The sequence below is a fragment of the Mesorhizobium sp. LSJC269B00 genome (assembly GCF_000502815.1).
Classification (GTDB): domain Bacteria; phylum Pseudomonadota; class Alphaproteobacteria; order Rhizobiales; family Rhizobiaceae; genus Mesorhizobium.
Window position 1 is genome coordinate 500,230 of record NZ_AYVN01000004.1, and the last position, 15,992, is coordinate 516,221.

15 protein-coding genes are annotated in these 15,992 nt (G+C 62.4%); 12 read left to right on the forward strand and 3 right to left on the reverse strand.

Annotated features, from left to right (window positions below; translation table 11 throughout):
- Positions 1-217: 217 nt before the first annotated feature.
- Positions 218-388, reverse strand: a complete 171-nt coding sequence (locus tag X771_RS1000000169185; protein ID WP_023688072.1) for a hypothetical protein — start codon at positions 386-388, stop codon at positions 218-220.
- 689 nt (positions 389-1,077) lie between these two features.
- On the opposite strand from X771_RS1000000169185, the gene X771_RS1000000169190 reads away from it, so the two are divergent.
- The 9 genes from X771_RS1000000169190 to X771_RS151690 all read left to right on the forward strand — a co-directional run bounded on the left by X771_RS1000000169190 (position 1,078) and on the right by X771_RS151690 (position 11,134).
- The gene (locus X771_RS1000000169190; protein ID WP_023688074.1) at positions 1,078-1,269 is read left to right on the forward strand and encodes a DUF1236 domain-containing protein; all 192 of its coding nucleotides are present in this window, start codon (positions 1,078-1,080) and stop codon (positions 1,267-1,269) included.
- A 331-nt stretch (positions 1,270-1,600) separates the two neighbouring features.
- The gene (locus tag X771_RS151725; protein ID WP_023668351.1) at positions 1,601-3,397 is read left to right on the forward strand and encodes an acetolactate synthase 3 large subunit; all 1,797 of its coding nucleotides are present in this window, start codon (positions 1,601-1,603) and stop codon (positions 3,395-3,397) included.
- 81 nt (positions 3,398-3,478) lie between these two features.
- Entirely contained in the window at positions 3,479-4,051 is a 573-nt protein-coding gene (gene ilvN, locus X771_RS151720) for an acetolactate synthase small subunit (RefSeq protein WP_023668352.1), read from the forward strand.
- Positions 4,052-4,150: 99 nt separating this feature from the next.
- Positions 4,151-4,747 (forward strand): LysE family translocator, encoded by a 597-nt coding sequence (locus X771_RS151715; RefSeq protein WP_023688075.1) that lies wholly within the window; start codon positions 4,151-4,153, stop codon positions 4,745-4,747.
- 225 nt (positions 4,748-4,972) lie between these two features.
- Positions 4,973-6,262, forward strand: coding sequence for an efflux RND transporter periplasmic adaptor subunit (locus tag X771_RS151710; RefSeq protein ID WP_023688076.1), 1,290 nt, complete (start codon positions 4,973-4,975; stop codon positions 6,260-6,262).
- Positions 6,259-9,429, forward strand: a complete 3,171-nt coding sequence (locus X771_RS151705; protein WP_023688077.1) for an efflux RND transporter permease subunit — start codon at positions 6,259-6,261, stop codon at positions 9,427-9,429. The genes X771_RS151710 and X771_RS151705 overlap by 4 nt, the downstream gene beginning before the upstream one ends.
- Positions 9,430-9,493: 64 nt before the next feature.
- Positions 9,494-10,117: a nitrile hydratase subunit alpha gene (nthA, locus tag X771_RS151700; protein WP_023688078.1), complete on the forward strand. Its 624-nt coding sequence runs from the start codon at positions 9,494-9,496 to the stop codon at positions 10,115-10,117.
- Entirely contained in the window at positions 10,114-10,773 is a 660-nt protein-coding gene (gene nthB / locus X771_RS151695) for a nitrile hydratase subunit beta (RefSeq protein WP_023688079.1), read from the forward strand. The genes nthA and nthB overlap by 4 nt, the downstream gene beginning before the upstream one ends.
- Positions 10,760-11,134 carry a nitrile hydratase accessory protein gene (locus X771_RS151690; protein WP_023688080.1) on the forward strand — a complete coding sequence of 125 codons (375 nt, stop codon included), beginning with the start codon at positions 10,760-10,762 and terminating at the stop codon, positions 11,132-11,134. Before nthB ends, X771_RS151690 begins: the two co-directional genes overlap by 14 nt.
- A gap of 41 nt (positions 11,135-11,175) precedes the next feature.
- Here X771_RS151690 and X771_RS151685 read toward each other — a convergent pair whose 3' ends face one another.
- Positions 11,176-11,478: a hypothetical protein gene (locus X771_RS151685; protein ID WP_023668360.1), complete on the reverse strand. Its 303-nt coding sequence runs from the start codon at positions 11,476-11,478 to the stop codon at positions 11,176-11,178.
- A 242-nt stretch (positions 11,479-11,720) separates the two neighbouring features.
- Between X771_RS151685 and X771_RS151680 the strand changes: the two genes are divergently transcribed.
- A complete protein-coding gene (locus X771_RS151680) occupies positions 11,721-12,848 on the forward strand; it encodes an ATP-dependent RecD-like DNA helicase (RefSeq protein ID WP_023668361.1) in 1,128 nt (375 codons plus the stop codon).
- Between the two features lie 19 nt (positions 12,849-12,867).
- On the opposite strand, the gene X771_RS151675 is transcribed toward X771_RS151680, so the two are convergent.
- The gene (locus X771_RS151675) at positions 12,868-13,287 is read right to left on the reverse strand and encodes an STAS/SEC14 domain-containing protein (RefSeq protein ID WP_023668362.1); all 420 of its coding nucleotides are present in this window, start codon (positions 13,285-13,287) and stop codon (positions 12,868-12,870) included.
- A gap of 112 nt (positions 13,288-13,399) precedes the next feature.
- On the opposite strand from X771_RS151675, the gene X771_RS151670 reads away from it, so the two are divergent.
- Together X771_RS151670 and X771_RS151665 are read left to right on the forward strand one after the other, a co-directional pair.
- On the forward strand, positions 13,400-14,140 hold the full coding sequence (locus tag X771_RS151670) for a pyridoxine 5'-phosphate synthase (RefSeq protein ID WP_023668363.1): 741 nt from the start codon (positions 13,400-13,402) through the stop codon (positions 14,138-14,140).
- 77 nt (positions 14,141-14,217) lie between these two features.
- The coding region (locus X771_RS151665; protein ID WP_023688081.1) for a potassium transporter Kup at positions 14,218-15,992 on the forward strand (1,775 nt) is incomplete at its 3' end.

Genomic DNA, 15,992 nt, shown 5'->3' on the forward strand with positions numbered 1-15,992 from the left:
ACTTCTAAGCTTGTGAGGCTGGTGTCATCGCTATGGGATCACAAGCTCAGAAAAAAGCAAAAATCTTGCGTTGCATTAATTTTTTGATGCAATTTGTAGCTGATTGTTAGCAAAACTACTGCCTACATTTATTGGTCTTCTTAGAAGCCCGATTTTATTCGCAAAATGCGGAACAAAGTATTTTTGACAGAGTTGGCTAGGCTGAGGGACCGACTCTTTAAGGAGAAAGCAGATGAAACATGTGTTGATCACGAGCATGATTGCGCTTGGCGTCGGGTGCGGCGCCGCGATCGCCCAGACCCAGGCTGTGCAGCCGAGCGGCGGCGACAACTGCGCCGCTGGCGCGGCCGATTGCCAGAAGGGCGGCAAGGCCGGCGAACAGGCGCAAGGCAAGATGAAGTCACAGACCGATCAGAATGCACAGGGCCAGGCTGGCGCCACGACCGATCAGCAGGCTCAGGGCAAAGCCAAGCTCAAGACGGATGAACAGGCACAGGGCAAGGCCGGGACCAGTACCGAGCAGAATGCTCAGGGTCAGGCCGGCGCCACGACCGATCAGCAGGCTCAGGGCAAGGCCAAGCTCAAGACGGATGAACAGGCCCANAGGGTCAGGCCGGCGCCACGACCGATCAGCAGGCTCAGGGCAAGGCCAAGCTCAAGACGGATGAACAGGCCCAGGGCAAGGCCGGGACCAGCACCGAGCAGAATGCTCAGGGCCAGACCGGCACCAGCACCGAGAAGCAGGCTCAGGGCAAGGCCAAGCTCAAGACGGATGAACAGGCCCAAGGCAAGGCCGGGACCAGCACCGAGCAGAACGCTCAGGGCCAGACCGGCACCAGCACCGAGAAGCAGGCTCAGGGCAAAGCCGGGACCAGCACCGAGCAGAACGCTCAGGGCCAGACCGGCACCAGCACGGACCAGCAGGCCCAGGGCAAGGCTGGGACCACCACCGAGCAGAACGCTCAGGGCAACACAAACGTCCAGACCGACCAGGGCAATACGGCCTCGATCAACAACGTGACAGTCGAGCAGAAGACGCAGGTCACGCAGATCATCCACGAGACCAGGGTTGAGCCGGTGAAGAACGTCGACTTCGACATTTCGGTCGGCATCGAGGTGCCGCGGCACAAAGTGCGCCTGCACCGTCTGCCGGCGCGCATTGTCAAGATCGTCCCGGCTTACGAATCCTATGAGTACTTCGTGCTGGCCGACGGGCGCATCGTCATCGTCGACCCGGATACGTACAAGATCGTGCTGATCCTGACGTGACACGGCAGTGGCTCTTGTTCCCGGCGCGGTGCGATTGAGGGGTATCGTATGCGCCGCGGTGGCCCGCCGACCAGAGGCGGCGGGCCACTTGCTTTGTCTTTCGCATCGCGCGTTTTTCCCGTTGACACCTTGCCTTTCACCCTCGTAGTGTCCGCCACGATGAAAAAGGCACTCATTCTCGTAGGAAAGCGCGTGGGCAAGGCGGTGTAACCGCCGGGCGAAAACCTCCCATGCGCAACACACAGGCTCCCATCGGGGGCCTTTTTTATTGCCCGAAACACGACTAAACGACCAGCAATCGCCTCATGGCTAGAAGTACGGGACCAGACCGATGAGCAACGGACAGAACGAACGGCGCGAAATGCCAAACAGGGAAATGACTGGCGCCGAAATGGTGGTGCAGGCGCTGAAGGACAATGGCGTCAAGCATGTCTTCGGCTATCCCGGCGGCGCGGTGCTTCCGATCTATGACGAAATCTTCCAGCAGGACGAGGTCGAGCACATCCTCGTCCGCCACGAGCAAGGCGCAGGGCATGCGGCCGAAGGCTATGCCCGCTCGACCGGCAAGGCCGGCGTCATGCTGGTGACCTCCGGCCCGGGCGCCACCAATGCGGTGACGCCGCTGCAGGATGCGCTGATGGATTCGATCCCGCTGGTCTGCCTGACCGGGCAGGTGCCGACTTCGCTGATCGGCTCCGACGCGTTCCAGGAGTGCGACACGGTCGGCATCACGCGCCCCTGCACCAAGCACAACTGGCTGGTGAAGGACGTCAACGAATTGGCCGCCACCATCCATGAGGCCTTCCATGTCGCGACGACCGGCCGCCCCGGCCCGGTGGTGGTCGACATTCCGAAGGATGTGCAGTTCGCCAAAGGCATCTATGTGCCGCCGCAGGCGGCGCCGCGCACCAGCTACCAGCCGAAGGTCCAGGGCGACCTGGAAAAGATCAAGGCCGCCGTCGAACTGATGGCCAGCGCCAAGAAGCCGATCATCTATTCGGGCGGCGGCGTCATCAACTCCGGTCCGGAGGCCAGCCATCTTCTGCGCGAACTGGTCGACCTCACCGGCTTCCCGATCACCTCGACGCTGATGGGCCTCGGCGCGTATCCGGCATCGGGCAAGAACTGGATGGGCATGCTGGGCATGCACGGCACTTATGAAGCCAATATGGCGATGCATGATTGCGACGTGATGATCTGCATCGGCGCGCGCTTCGACGACCGCATCACCGGACGGCTGACCGCCTTCTCGCCCAACTCGAAGAAGATCCACATCGACATCGATCCATCGTCGATCAACAAGAACGTGCACACGGAAGTGCCCATCATCGGCGATGTCGGCCGGGTGCTGGAGGACATGGTGCGGCTGTGGCGGGCGAGCGCCAAGGCCGACAAGAAGGCGCTCCATCCCTGGTGGGAGCAGATCGCCAAATGGCGCGCGCGTGACTCGCTCGCGTTCAAGATGAACCACGATGTGATCATGCCGCAATATGCCATCCAGCGGCTCTACGAACTGACCAAGGACATGGACACCTACATCACCACCGAGGTCGGCCAGCACCAGATGTGGGCGGCGCAGCACTATCATTTCGAGAAGCCGAACCGCTGGATGACGTCGGGCGGGTTGGGCACGATGGGCTACGGTCTGCCGGCTGCGCTCGGCGTGCAGATCGCGCACCCGGATGCGCTGGTCATCGACATCGCAGGCGATGCCTCGGTGCAGATGACGATGCAGGAGATGAGCGCGGCGGTGCAGCACAATGCGCCGATCAAGATCTTCATCCTCAACAACCAGTATATGGGCATGGTGCGCCAGTGGCAGCAGCTGCTGCACGGCAACCGTCTGTCGCATTCCTACACCGAAGCGATGCCCGACTTCGTCAAGCTGGCCGACGCATATGGCGGCCATGGCATTCGCTGCGAGAAGCCGGACGAGCTGGACGATGCGATCAAGGAGATGATCGCGGTGAAGAAGCCGGTGCTGTTCGATTGCCGGGTGGCGACGCTCGCCAACTGCTTCCCGATGATCCCGTCGGGCAAGGCGCATAATGAAATGCTCCTGCCCGACGAGGCGACCGACGAAGCCGTGGCCAACGCCATCGACGCCAAGGGCAGGGAACTGGTCTAGGTCCAAGCCGGGGCAGGGCTGTCGCGAGAAGCCGTGCGCAAACAGAGAATTAGCTCAAAGTCTGAAATCGAGATTCATGTCATGAACGCACAGCTTCAACCGACCGGCTCCGCCTATTTCATCGCCAAGGAAACGGAAAAGCCGGAGAACCACACGCTCTCCGTGCTGGTCGACAATGAGCCCGGTGTGCTTGCCCGGGTCATCGGCCTCTTTTCCGGCCGCGGTTATAACATCGAGAGCCTCACCGTCTCCGAGACCGAACACGAGAAGCACCTGTCGCGCATCACCATCGTGACGCGCGGCACGCCGCATGTGCTGGAGCAGATCAAGCACCAGCTCGAACGCATCGTACCGGTGCATCGCGTCGTCGATCTCACCGTGCGCTCGCACGAGTTCGGCCAGGAGCGGCCGCTGGAACGCGAGTTGGCGCTGGTCAAGGTCGCCGGCACCGGCGAAGCCCGCGTCGAGGCGCTGCGTCTGGCGGACGCTTTTCGCGCTTCGGTCATCGACGCCAACACCGAGCACTTCATCTTCGAGATTACCGGCAAGGGCTCGAAACTCGACCAGTTCATCGCCATCATGAAGCCGCTCGGCCTGGTCGAGATCTGCCGCACCGGCGTGGCGGCGATGAACCGCGGCCCGCAGGGGATGTAGGCCTTCATGCGCGCGGCGCGGCGCTTTGGACCAATGGAATGAGGTTGCGTCCAGCGCTCTGTCGATTTAAGTCAGCATTGCTGACCTTTGTGAGCCGTCATGACCCTCGACGCTTTCCTTGCCCTTTTGGTCTACGCCTTCGTGACCTCGATCACGCCGGGGCCGAACAACCTCATGCTCTTGGCGTCGGGCGTGAATTTCGGCCTGGTCAGAACCATCCCGCATATGCTGGGCATCAGCATGGGTTTCCTGGTGCTGTTGCTTGCTGTCGGCTTTGGCCTGGGCGCGGTGCTTACGGCGTTTCCGGCCTTGCACACCGGATTGAAGATCGCCGGCGCTGCCTATCTGCTCTATCTCGCCTGGAAGATCGCCATGTCGCGCTCGCTGTCCAGCAAGGGTGAGACGGAGGCACGGCCGATGCGGTTCATCGAGGCAGCCGCATTCCAGTGGGTCAATGCGAAAGCCTGGGTGATGGCGATCACCGCCATGGCCGTCTACTCCAATCCGGACCACCCGTTCCTGTCGGTGGCGCTGATCGCGATCGCCTTCACCGTCGTCAACCTGCCGAGCGTCTCGATGTGGGCCGGTTTCGGCACAGCGCTGCGCGGGTTCCTGTCGGATCCGGTGCGGCTGAAATGGTTCAACATCGCCATGGGCGTGCTCTTGGCGGCGACGCTCTGGCCGATGCTGAAATAGACGCATCCCGCCTGAGATCTCAACCGCATCCTGGCTGGTTTTCCGACTGCTGAGCCGGCTGCATAGTCATTGTGCAGTGCACATTAAATCTTCGTAATGCCGTGTTTTGGCCCTTTTCCGACAAATGTGCGTCCTATCTACTTCGGCGAGATCGCGGCAAGGCGCCGTGATTGCGTAGAATGAGACCACCGGGTTCGGCGTGTCGGATCATAGGGCTTTTAGTCGATGCGCGGTAAAGTCGTTCTGGCGGTGGTGGTGGCAGCGGCCTGTGTCGCCGCGGCATGGGTCTATTTTTCGCCGGCGGCGATGAGCAGTCTGCAGCAGATGCTGCCGGGCGCCAGGCAGACGGCAGCGGCGGACAAGCCGGCTGGATCGGACAAGGCTTCGGCCGACAAGGCAGGGGGCAAATCCGGCGCCGGCGGCAATGCCGCCCGTTCGGCCTCGATCGTCTCGGCCACCGCGACAACGGCCGATTTTCCGATCCGCCGTTACGCCATCGGCTTCGTGTCGTCGCCGGCCGTGGTCAACATCAACGCCCGCGTGTCCAGCCAGATCGTATCGATCGACGTCAAGGACGGCCAGATGGTGAAGGCCGGCGACCTGCTGTTCTCGCTCGACGACAGGGCGCTCAAGGCGCAGCTTGCCAAGGATCAGGCGACGCTCGCCAAGGACCAGGCGCTGCTAACCAGTTCGGGCTCCGACCTTCAGCGCGCCAAGGATCTCGTCGCCAAGCAGGCCGGCACGCAGCAGACTTACGATCAGGCGGTGGCGGCGCAAAAGGCTGCCGCGGCGACGGTCGATGCCGACAAGGCGACGATCGACGCCGACAATGTCCAGCTCGGCTTTGCCAGCATCAAGGCGCCGATTGCCGGCCGGCTGGGCGCGGTCAACGTTTCGGTCGGTGACCTCGTCACCTTGAGCAACGGCAACTCGAGCACGGCCACGCCGCTGGTGACGATCACCGAGATGGATCCGCTGCAAGTCAACTTCAACCTGCCGGAGAGCAACCTGGCGCTGCTGCACAAGGCGCTGGCCAACCCGCAGCAAGGCGCGGTGACGCTGACCAAGGATGGCGATCCGACGCCGATCGGCAACGGCACGCTCGACTTCGTCGATTCCAGCGTCGACACCGCGTCCGGCACCATCGCGACACGGGCGAGCATTCCCAACGCCGATCTTTCACTGTGGCCCGGCCAATATGTGAATGTCGTGCTCGACGCTGGCATCATGCCGCAGATGACATCCATCCCGACCGTTGCCGTGCAGCCCAGCCAAAAGGGACCGTTCGTCTATGTCGTCAAGCCCGACAACACGGTCGAGATGCGACCGGTGCAGGTGGCGCTGACCGAAGGCGAAAACAGCGCCATCAGCGAGGGCGTCAAATCAGGCGAGAAGGTGGTGGTCGAGGGCCAGACCAGGCTGAAGGACGGCGCCGCCATTCACGAAGGCAAGGCGGCCGGCGGTGATCAAGCTGCTCCCAAGGTCGCCGAGGCCGGCAAGGCGGCTGCCCAATGATTTCCGAATTCTGCATACGCAGGCCTGTCGCCACGCTGCTGATGTCGTTCGCCCTCGTGCTGGGCGGGCTGTTCGCCTACAAGTTCCTGCCGGTGGCGGCGCTGCCGAGCGCCGAATTCCCGGTCGTCAACGTCTCGGCCACCCTGGCCGGCGCTTCGCCCGAAACCATGGCCACTTCGGTGGCGACGCCGCTGATCAAGCAGTTCGCCACCATCGCCGGCATCGATTCGATCTCGACCAGCAATTCGCTGGGACGCACGTCCATTGCCATCCAGTTCGTGCTCAACCGGGATATCGACGCGGCGGCCGCCGACGTGCAGGCGGCGATCGCGCGCACGCAGCGGCAGTTGCCGCCGGAGATGACGTCGCCGCCGAGCTATCGCAAGGTCAATCCGGCCGACGCGCCGATCCTTCTGATGTCGCTGGTCAGCGACACGGTTCCGCTCACCGACCTCGACGCCTTCGCCGAAAACGTCATCTCGCCCTCGCTGTCGACCATCGACGGCGTGGCGCAGGTGTCGATCTTCGGCCAGCAGAAATATGCGGTGCGCGTGCAGATCGACCCGACGGCGCTGGCGGCGCGCGGCATTTCGATCGACCAGCTGCAGACGGCGATCGCCTCGGCCAATTCCAACACGCCGCTCGGGGTCTTGCAGAACGACAAGCAGCAGCTGACCATCACGGCCAACACGCAGCTCACCAATGCCGCCGGGTTCTCCAACCTCATCATCGCCACCAAGAACGGCCATCCGGTGCGGCTGGGCGAGGTGACGCGCGTCATCGACTCGGTCGAGACCACGACGACCGCAAGCTGGTACGACGGCACGCGCGCCATCATCCTGGCGGTGCAGCGCCAGCCCGACGCCAACACGGTCGACGTCGTCGACAAGGTCAAGGCGATGCTGCCGTCGTTCAAGGACCAAATGCCGGCCGCCGCCGACATCAAGCTGCTCAACGACCGTTCGACCTCGATCCGCCAGGCCGTCGACGACGTCCAGTTCACGCTGCTTCTGACGATCGCTTTGGTGGTGACGGTGATCTTCGTCTTCCTGCGCCGGGTGACCGCAACCATCATTCCGGCCGTGGCGGTGCCGATCTCGCTGATCGCGACGCTCGGCGCCATGTTCCTGTTCGGCTTTTCCATCGACAACATCTCGCTGATGGGCCTGACGCTCGCAGTCGGCCTCGTCGTCGACGACGCCATCGTCATGCTGGAAAACATCTTTCGCCACATGGAGGAGGACGGTCTCTCGGCCTTCGATGCCTCGCAGATCGGAAGAGCACACGTCTGNATCGGCTTCACCATCATCTCGATCTCGATCTCGCTGGTGGCGGTGTTCATCCCCGTGCTTTTGATGGGCGGCGTCATAGGCCGCATCTTCAACGAATTCGCCGTCGTGGTGACGGTCGCCATCCTGGCTTCGATGTTCGTGTCGCTGACACTGACGCCGATGCTGTGTTCGCGCTTGCTGTCGGTGACCAAGGCCGATCGCGACAAGCATGCCCCCGGCCACAAGCACGATATCGTCACCCGCGGCTATGACCGGCTTTTGACCTTCTGCCTGCGCCACACTTTTCTGGTGTTCCTCGTCTTCGTCGGCACGGCGGCAGGGTCGGTCTGGCTGATCGAGGTCTCGCCGAAAGGCTTTTTCCCGCAAGAGGATATCGGCCAGATCTCGGTGACGACGATCGCCAGGCAGGACATCTCCTACGACGCCATGGTCAAGCTGCAGAACCAGGCGGCAAGTGTCTTCTCGCGTTCGCCCTATGTCTCGCATGTGGCCTGGTCAGCCGGCGGCGGCAACAATGCGCTGAACCAGGGCCAGCTCTATGTGCAGCTGAAGGACAAGAGCCAGCGCCCCGACATCGATAAGGTGCTGTCGGATCTGCGGCGGCAGCTGGCCGTCGTGCCGGGGATCGATGCCTATATGCAGCCGGTGCAGAACCTGCGACTTGGCGCGCGTTCTTCCGCCAGCGCCTACCAGCTCGTCGTTCAGGGCCTCGATACCGGCCTGACCGACACATGGGCGCAAAAGCTCAACGATGCGATGGCGGCCGATCATGCGAATTTCACCGACGTCACCAGCGATCTGCAGAACAATTCATTGCAGGCGACGCTGGTGGTCGATCGCGACAAGGCGGCGTCGCTCGGCATCGACACCGACACGCTGCGCTCCAGTCTCTATGGCGGCTTCGGCACGGAGCAGGTCTCGACGATCTTCGGCTCGGCCGACAGCTACGAAGTCATCATGGAGCTCGATCCCAACATCGAATGGTCGCCCGAGCGCATGCTGGCCATCCAGGTCAGGACGGCAAGCGGCAGCCTGGTGCCGCTCGGCGCCTTTGCCCGCGTCGACCGCACCGCCGGCGCGCTGACGGTCAACCAGCTCGGCCAGCTGCCCGCGGTGACCATCTCCTACAACCTGCCGCAAGGCGTGGCGCTGGGCGACAGCACGGCCCGCATCGCCGCGCTGAAGGAGCAGATCGGCATGCCGCCGGCGATTTCGACCAGCTTTGCCGGCACCGCCAAGACCTTCCAGGACTCGCTGGCCAATCAGGGCCTGCTGATCGGCGGCGCCATTCTGACCATCTATATCGTACTCGGCATCCTCTATGAGAGCTTCATCCATCCGCTGACCATTCTGACCGGCCTGCCTTCGGCGGTGCTGGGCGCCGTGGTCGCGCTGCGCTTTGCCGGCATGGACCTGTCGGTGATCGCGGTGATCGGCATCCTGATGCTGATCGGCATCGTCAAGAAGAACGGCATCATGATGGTCGACGTCGCGCTGGAGCTGCGACGAGAAGGCATGTCGGCCAAGGAGTCCATACACAAGGCGTGCCTGATGCGTTTCAGGCCGATCATGATGACGACGTTGGCGGCGCTGATGGGCACGTTCCCGATCGCGCTCGGCACCGGCGCCAGTGCTGAGCTGCGCCAGCCGCTCGGTGTCGCGGTCGTCGGCGGGCTGCTCGCTTCCCAGGCGCTGACGCTGTTCGTCACCCCTGTCATCTATGTCTATTTCGAGAATTTCTCCGGGTGGCTGGTGAGCTTCTTCTCTTCGAAGAAGAACAAGCCGGCGCTGCATGCGGTCGAGAGCGGCGAGCAGGCGTCGCTGTTCGGCCCCGAGGACCGGCTCATCGAACCCCAGAAGGCCGCCGCCGAATAGGGGATAGCCCGTGGCCCAAGCTGTCATGCTTGCGGCCATGGGCCGCCGATCCTAATCTGAGATCATGTCCCATGATCATGACCACGACAATGAGCTCGACCCGTTTGCGGCGCGCGTGCGCGCGCTGGAGACCATCCTCACCGAAAAAGGCCTGATCGATCCGGCCGCAATCGACGTCATCGTCGACACCTATGAGACCAAGATCGGACCGCGCAACGGCGCCAGGGTGGTGGCGAAAGCCTGGAGCGATCCGGCCTTTGCCGAGTGGCTGAAGCGCGACGCGACTGCGGCGATCACCTCGCTGGGCTACACCGGCCGCCAGGGCGAGCACATGCAGGCGGTGTTCAACACGGACGAGACGCACAACCTCGTCGTCTGCACGCTGTGCTCCTGCTATCCGTGGTCGGTGCTCGGCCTGCCGCCGGTCTGGTACAAGGCGCCGCCCTATCGCTCGCGGGCGGTTATCGATCCGCGCGGCGTGCTGGAGGAGTTCGGGCTGACCTTGCCGGCGGAGAAAAAGATCCGCGTCTGGGATTCCACCGCCGAACTGCGCTATCTCGTGGTGCCGATGCGGCCTGACGGTACCGAAGGCTGGAGCGAGGACCAACTCGCCGAACTGGTCAGCCGCGATGCCATGATCGGCACGGCGGTGGCCAAAGAACCCGGGACAAAGAAGGTACCGGCATGAACGGGCCGCAGGATCTCGGTGGGCAGATGGGTTTCGGGCCGGTCGCGCCCGAAAAGGACGAACCGTATTTTCATGCGGATTGGGAGAGGCGGGCGCTCGGCGTCACGCTGACTGCCGGCGCCATGGGCGCGTGGAACATCGACGAGAGCCGACACGCCAGGGAATCGCTGCATCCGGCCGTGTATTATTCGTCGAGCTACTACCAGATCTGGATCAAAGCGCTCGAGGTGCTGCTGAAGCGCCATGGCTTCGTCAGCGAGCGCGATCTGACGGAGGGTCGGGCGGTCGATCCGGCGGCGACGCCCAAAAGGGTGTTGAAGGCCGAAAACGTGCCGGCGGTACTGGCCAAGGGAGGACCTTGCGACCGGCCGGTCGAGACGGCGCCGCGCTTCAAGGCCGGCGACCCGGTGCAGACAAGGAATTTCAATCCCACCGCCCACACGAGGCTGCCGCGTTATGCGCGCGGCAAGCACGGAGTTATCGAGGCCGTGCGTGACGGTTTTGTGTTCCCCGACAGCAACGCGCATGGCAACGGTGAAAACCCGCAATGGGTCTATACCCTGGTCTTCGATGGCTCGGAAATCTGGGGCGAGGGCGCCGACCCGACGCTGACCGTCTCCATCGACGCCTGGGAGAGCTATCTTGAGCCGGCCTGAAGGTGCACTGCCGGCGGGTCTGGACGAACCGGTATTCGCCGAACCCTGGCAGGCCGAAGCCTTCGCCATGACGGTGGCGCTGCATGACAAGGGCCTGTTTTCGTGGAGCGAATGGGCCGATGCGCTGTCGGCGCAAGTGAAGAAGCCGGGCGCCGCAAGCGATGGCCACGATTATTACGAGCATTGGCTGGCGGCGCTGGAAACGCTGCTGGCGGCCAAGGGCGTCGCCGGCAAAAACGATGTCGACACGCTCGCCGCCGCCTGGGAACGCGCCGCGCATGCAACTCCGCACGGCAAGCCGATTTTGTTGGAGAACGATCCCGGGCCGACCAGACGTAGCGGCGGCGGCGCGAACATATAGTCCGCCTGTGGTTGGTGTTTGAAATCTGGCGGCCGATACAACTAATTTTCGACGACCATGCCTTCGTCGTCCCCATAGACAAACGCCTCAACGACGGCGAAGCGGCCACGGTTTTTGGAAATGGCGACGAAGTCGTTGTCACCCAAGTGGAGGATCACTTGCTCGTCGCTGATGGTAACACGTTCTATGGTTCTGGCATTTTCGTCACTCAGACAGGCCGTGACCTCGGTATATATCGCGAACCCTGCGTCATCCGACAAGGAGACAACGATGCCATAACCAGGTTCGCCGATTTCGATCTTCTTTATCGACTTTCCGATCAGCCTGTCTGCGAACGACCTCATCAATATCCTCGCTTATAGGTGTCTGCGCCGATCTGCATCTCGATCATGTCCGTGATAGTGGCATTGCCCGATCTAGGTTCAAATGCCTGAATTCAAATCGTTCGTTATCCGCTTGCATGTTCACTTTACGTTCGCATTTGCGCCTGCTAGTTTGTCCCGTTGAAGGTGAGGCAATCCCATCGTTTTAAACGGTGGTTGGCACCAAGCTTGTCTTTCTCTCGCGAATCCGGTCTGTCGAATCGATGGAATTCTCTCCCCAACAGGATGAGGCGTTGAAGGCGGTGGCGCGCTGGCTGAAAGAGGGCCGGCCGCAGGTCTTCCGGCTGTTCGGCTATGCCGGCACCGGCAAGACCACGCTGGCGCGCTATTTTGCCGAGCATGTCGACGGGCAGGTGCAGTTCGCCGCCTTCACCGGCAAGGCGGCGCAGGTGCTGCGTTCCAAGGGCGCGGTCAATGCCCGCACCATCCATTCGTTGATCTACCGGCCGAAGGGCGAGGAATCGGTGTCGGACGAGGTGACCGGCAAGACCTCGATGTCGCCGACCTTCTCGCTCAATCGCCAAAGCCCTATTTCACGGGCGAAGCTGGTGGTCATCGACGAATGCTCGATGGTCGACGAGCAGCTTGGCCGCGACCTTCTGAGTTTTGGCACGCCGATCCTGGTGCTTGGCGATCCGGCGCAGCTACCGCCGATCTCGGGCGGCGGCTTTTTCACCGAGCATGAGCCGGATGTGCTCTTGACCGAAATCCACCGCCAGGCGCGCGACAATCCGATCATCCAGCTGGCGCTCGACGTGCGCGAGGGCCGCGAGTTCATGCGTGGCGACTACGGCACCGCGCAGGTCATCGGCAAGGAGGACGTCACCCAGGAGCTGGTGCTGAAGGCGGACCAGGTGTTGGTCGGCACCAACCGCACACGCCGCCGCTACAATCAGCGCCTGCGCGAACTGAAGGGTTTCAATGCCGATTATCCGCAGGCCGGCGACAAGCTGGTCTGCCTGCGCAACGACCCCGCCAAGGGCCTGCTCAACGGTTCGCTGTGGAAGGTGATGACCTCGTCGCGCGAGACGGTGAAGCCGGGCATCAACCTTCTGGTCTCGCCCGAGGAGGACGATCCCGACCGCGGCGTCGCCAAGATCAAGCTGCTCAAGTCGGCTTTCGAGGATCCGGACGCCGATATCCCCTGGCAGCAGAAGAAGCGCTTTGACGATTTCGACTATGGCTACGCGCTGACCGTGCACAAGGCGCAGGGTTCGCAGTGGAACGATGTCGTGCTGTTCGACGAGAGCTGGGCGTTCAAGGAAACCCGCCAGCGCTGGCTCTATACTGCCATAACCCGGGCGGCAGAGCGGCTGACGATTGTTAGATAGCTGGCGTTAGATAGCGGCGTCAGGTAGCAGCCGGCGCAGCAGGGCTGAGTGGCGTCGCGCCCAGCCATGCCCAGGCGTCTGCTTCGTCCTCGGCATTGAAATGCCTGAACTCGATCGGTGGCGAAGCCGGAAGGAAGTTCCGCGCATCCGCTATCCAGTCGGGCTCACCGATCGTCGCGCACCGGGCGATATGCTCTAGCGCATGCACCGTGCCCTGTTTCAGCGTCTCGTCGTCCATATCGATCCAGTCGACGCCCTCATGATCGACCAGCCGCACCAAGACGTCGATCCTCGGGTGCAGCGCGTAGGCAGCCTCCAGCAATCCGAACAGATTTTCGCCGTCGGCGGCAGAGACATGGCCGACGACGTCGATGGCGAAAAGGTCCTCACGGTCGGTTTCGAGGCGGCGGATCGCGGGCACGGACTGGAGAAAATTCATTGGCTGGGTTCCCCCTTGCGAGCAGATGTCGTCACTGGAACACCCGAAAGCCCCTGTCTGTTCCCATCAAAGGCAGTATAGATGCGCTGCACAAACAGCCGGACCTCACGCCATGCCCGCGAAACTCTCGGTCAATCTCAACGCCATCGCCATGCTGCGCAACCGCCGCAACCTGCCGTGGCCCAGCGTCACCGGGCTCGGCCGCCTGGCGTTGGCGGCCGGCGCGCACGGGCTGACGGTTCATCCGCGGCCCGACGAGCGCCACACCAGGCATTCCGACCTGCCCGAGATCCGGGCGCTTATCGACGACGAGTTTCCCAAGGCGGAATTCAACATCGAGGGCTACCCGACCGAGGATTTTCTGGCGCTTGTGGAAAGGCACCAGCCGGAGCAGGTGACGCTGGTGCCCGACGATCCGGCGCAGGCGACATCAGACCATGGCTGGAACTTTGCCGCCGAGGCGGCGTTCCTTAACCCGATCGTCAAGCGTCTGAAAAAAGGGGGCTTCCGCGTGTCGCTGTTTTCCGATCCGGATCCCACCGGCGTCAATGCCGCGCGCGACACCGGCGCCGACCGCATCGAGCTCTATACCGGGCCCTACGGCAGCTACCATTCCGATTCCGCCAAGGCGCGGAAGGAACTGGAAAGATTGGGAAAAACCGCGGATGCCGCACTCGCCGCCGGACTCCAGGTCAATGCCGGGCACGATCTGGTGGTGAACAACCTTCCGGCATTGGCAAAGCGCATTCCGGCATTGGCCGAAGTGTCTATCGGACACGGGTTGACAGCCGATGCGTTGGAGTATGGCATGGCCGGCACGGTGGGGCGGTTTCTGAAGGCTTGCGGTTGGTAGCGGTGGAAGGCTCGTGTCGAAGGTGATATCGCATGACAGCAAGCAAGGCGCACCGCGCGGTGATCGGGGAGTAGTCGATGGCTCTTTCCAGCATCGGTAGCGAGGCTGAACCCGTCGAACAACCGAACCACTCCCACACTGAACAGCACAGCACCAAAGTTCTGATGCTGGGCGCGCTTGGCGTCGTCTATGGCGATATCGGCACCAGCCCGATCTATGCCTTCCGCGAGGCGCTTCACGCTTCGCCTGGTACCGACACGCGTATAGATGTCCTGGGCGTGCTGTCGCTGATCGTCTGGGCGCTGACGATTATCGTCACCATAAAATACGTCGCTTTCGTGCTTCGCGCCGACAACAAGGGCGAGGGCGGCACGCTGTCCCTGATGGCGCTGGCGCGCAGCGCCTATCCAAAAGGCGCCAAGCTCATCCTCGGCATCGGACTTTGCGGGGCGTCGCTTTTTTTCGGAGACGCTATCATAACTCCGGCCATTTCCGTGCTGTCGGCAGTTGAGGGCCTGGAAGTGGTGACACCGACGCTGGAGGCCTATGTCGTTCCGATCACCTTGGTCATCCTGGCATTTCTGTTCTCCGTGCAGCGCTTCGGCACGGGGAAGGTGGCGGCAGTATTCGGGCCGGTGACGGCGCTATGGTTCCTGGCCATCGGCGTTTCCGGGCTCTACCACCTGATGGATGATCCTTCGGTGCTGTTGGCGATCAACCCGTATTATGCGATCGCCTACTTAGCCGGCACGCCGACCGCCGCTTTCGTGACCGTTGGTGCAGTGTTCCTGGCGGTAACGGGGGCCGAGGCGCTTTATGTCGACCTTGGACATTTCGGGCGCAAGCCGATCGTGCTCGCGTGGTTTTCCGTGGTGTTTCCTTGCCTGCTGCTCAACTACTTCGGCCAGGGCGCCTTTGTATTGGCGAATGGCGGCAGGCCGACCAATCCATTCTTCGAGATGTTGCCGGATTGGGCGCTGATGCCAATGGTCGGCTTGGCAACGGCCGCCACCGTGATCGCCAGTCAGGCGGTGATCTCGGGTGCTTTTTCGCTGGCACGTCAGGCAGTGCAACTCAACCTGCTGCCCCGCATCGAGGTGCAGCACACGTCCGAAATGCAGAGCGGCCAGATTTATATGCCGCGCGTCAACCTGCTCATCGCCATGGGAGTGATGCTGCTGGTTGTCGGCTTCGGCAGCTCGAGTTCGCTGGCTTCCGCTTACGGAATTTCGGTGACCGGCGAGATGCTGATGACAACCATTCTGCTGTTCGTTGTCATGCGCAATTTGTGGAAATGGCAGCTTGGGCTCGCCCTGGCATTGGCGCTGCTGTTCGGCACCATCGACATGGGTTTCTTCCTGGCGAATGTCGTCAAGATCGTGGAAGGCGGATGGGTGTCAATATCCGTTGCCTGCCTCATGGGGCTGATCATGACCACCTGGATACGCGGCAGCCGCTATCTCTTCGACAAGACCCGGCGCAACGAAATCCCGCTCGATTTCCTCGCCGGCAATCTGCTGAAGAAGAAGCCGCAGCTGGTGTCCGGCACCGCCGTGTTCCTGACCAGCGATCCGCAAAGCGCGCCGACAGCGCTGATGCACAGCCTGAAGCACTACAAGGTGCTGCACGAGCAGAACGTCATTCTGTCGGTGGTCACCGCACCGCAGCCGCTGGTGCCCGACAGCGAGCGGGTCAAGATGGAGACAGTCAACGAGTTGTTCATGCGGGTGACGCTGACCTTCGGCTATATGGAGCAGCCCAACATTCCGCGCGCGCTGGCGATCTGCCGCAAGCAGGGCTGGAAGTTCGACATCATGACGACGTCGTTCTTCCTGTCGCGGCGCTCGCTCAA

Coding starts and splice junctions, on each gene's coding strand:
- X771_RS151725 (WP_023668351.1), top strand. CDS start 1,601: ATGAGCAACGGACAGAACGAACGGCGCGAAATGCCAAACAGGGAAATG.
- ilvN (WP_023668352.1), top strand. CDS start 3,479: ATGAACGCACAGCTTCAACCGACCGGCTCCGCCTATTTCATCGCCAAG.
- X771_RS151715 (WP_023688075.1), top strand. CDS start 4,151: ATGACCCTCGACGCTTTCCTTGCCCTTTTGGTCTACGCCTTCGTGACC.
- X771_RS151710 (WP_023688076.1), top strand. CDS start 4,973: ATGCGCGGTAAAGTCGTTCTGGCGGTGGTGGTGGCAGCGGCCTGTGTC.
- nthA (WP_023688078.1), top strand. CDS start 9,494: ATGTCCCATGATCATGACCACGACAATGAGCTCGACCCGTTTGCGGCG.
- nthB (WP_023688079.1), top strand. CDS start 10,114: ATGAACGGGCCGCAGGATCTCGGTGGGCAGATGGGTTTCGGGCCGGTC.
- X771_RS151685 (WP_023668360.1), bottom strand. CDS start 11,478: ATGAGGTCGTTCGCAGACAGGCTGATCGGAAAGTCGATAAAGAAGATC.
- X771_RS151680 (WP_023668361.1), top strand. CDS start 11,721: ATGGAATTCTCTCCCCAACAGGATGAGGCGTTGAAGGCGGTGGCGCGC.
- X771_RS151675 (WP_023668362.1), bottom strand. CDS start 13,287: ATGAATTTTCTCCAGTCCGTGCCCGCGATCCGCCGCCTCGAAACCGAC.
- X771_RS151670 (WP_023668363.1), top strand. CDS start 13,400: ATGCCCGCGAAACTCTCGGTCAATCTCAACGCCATCGCCATGCTGCGC.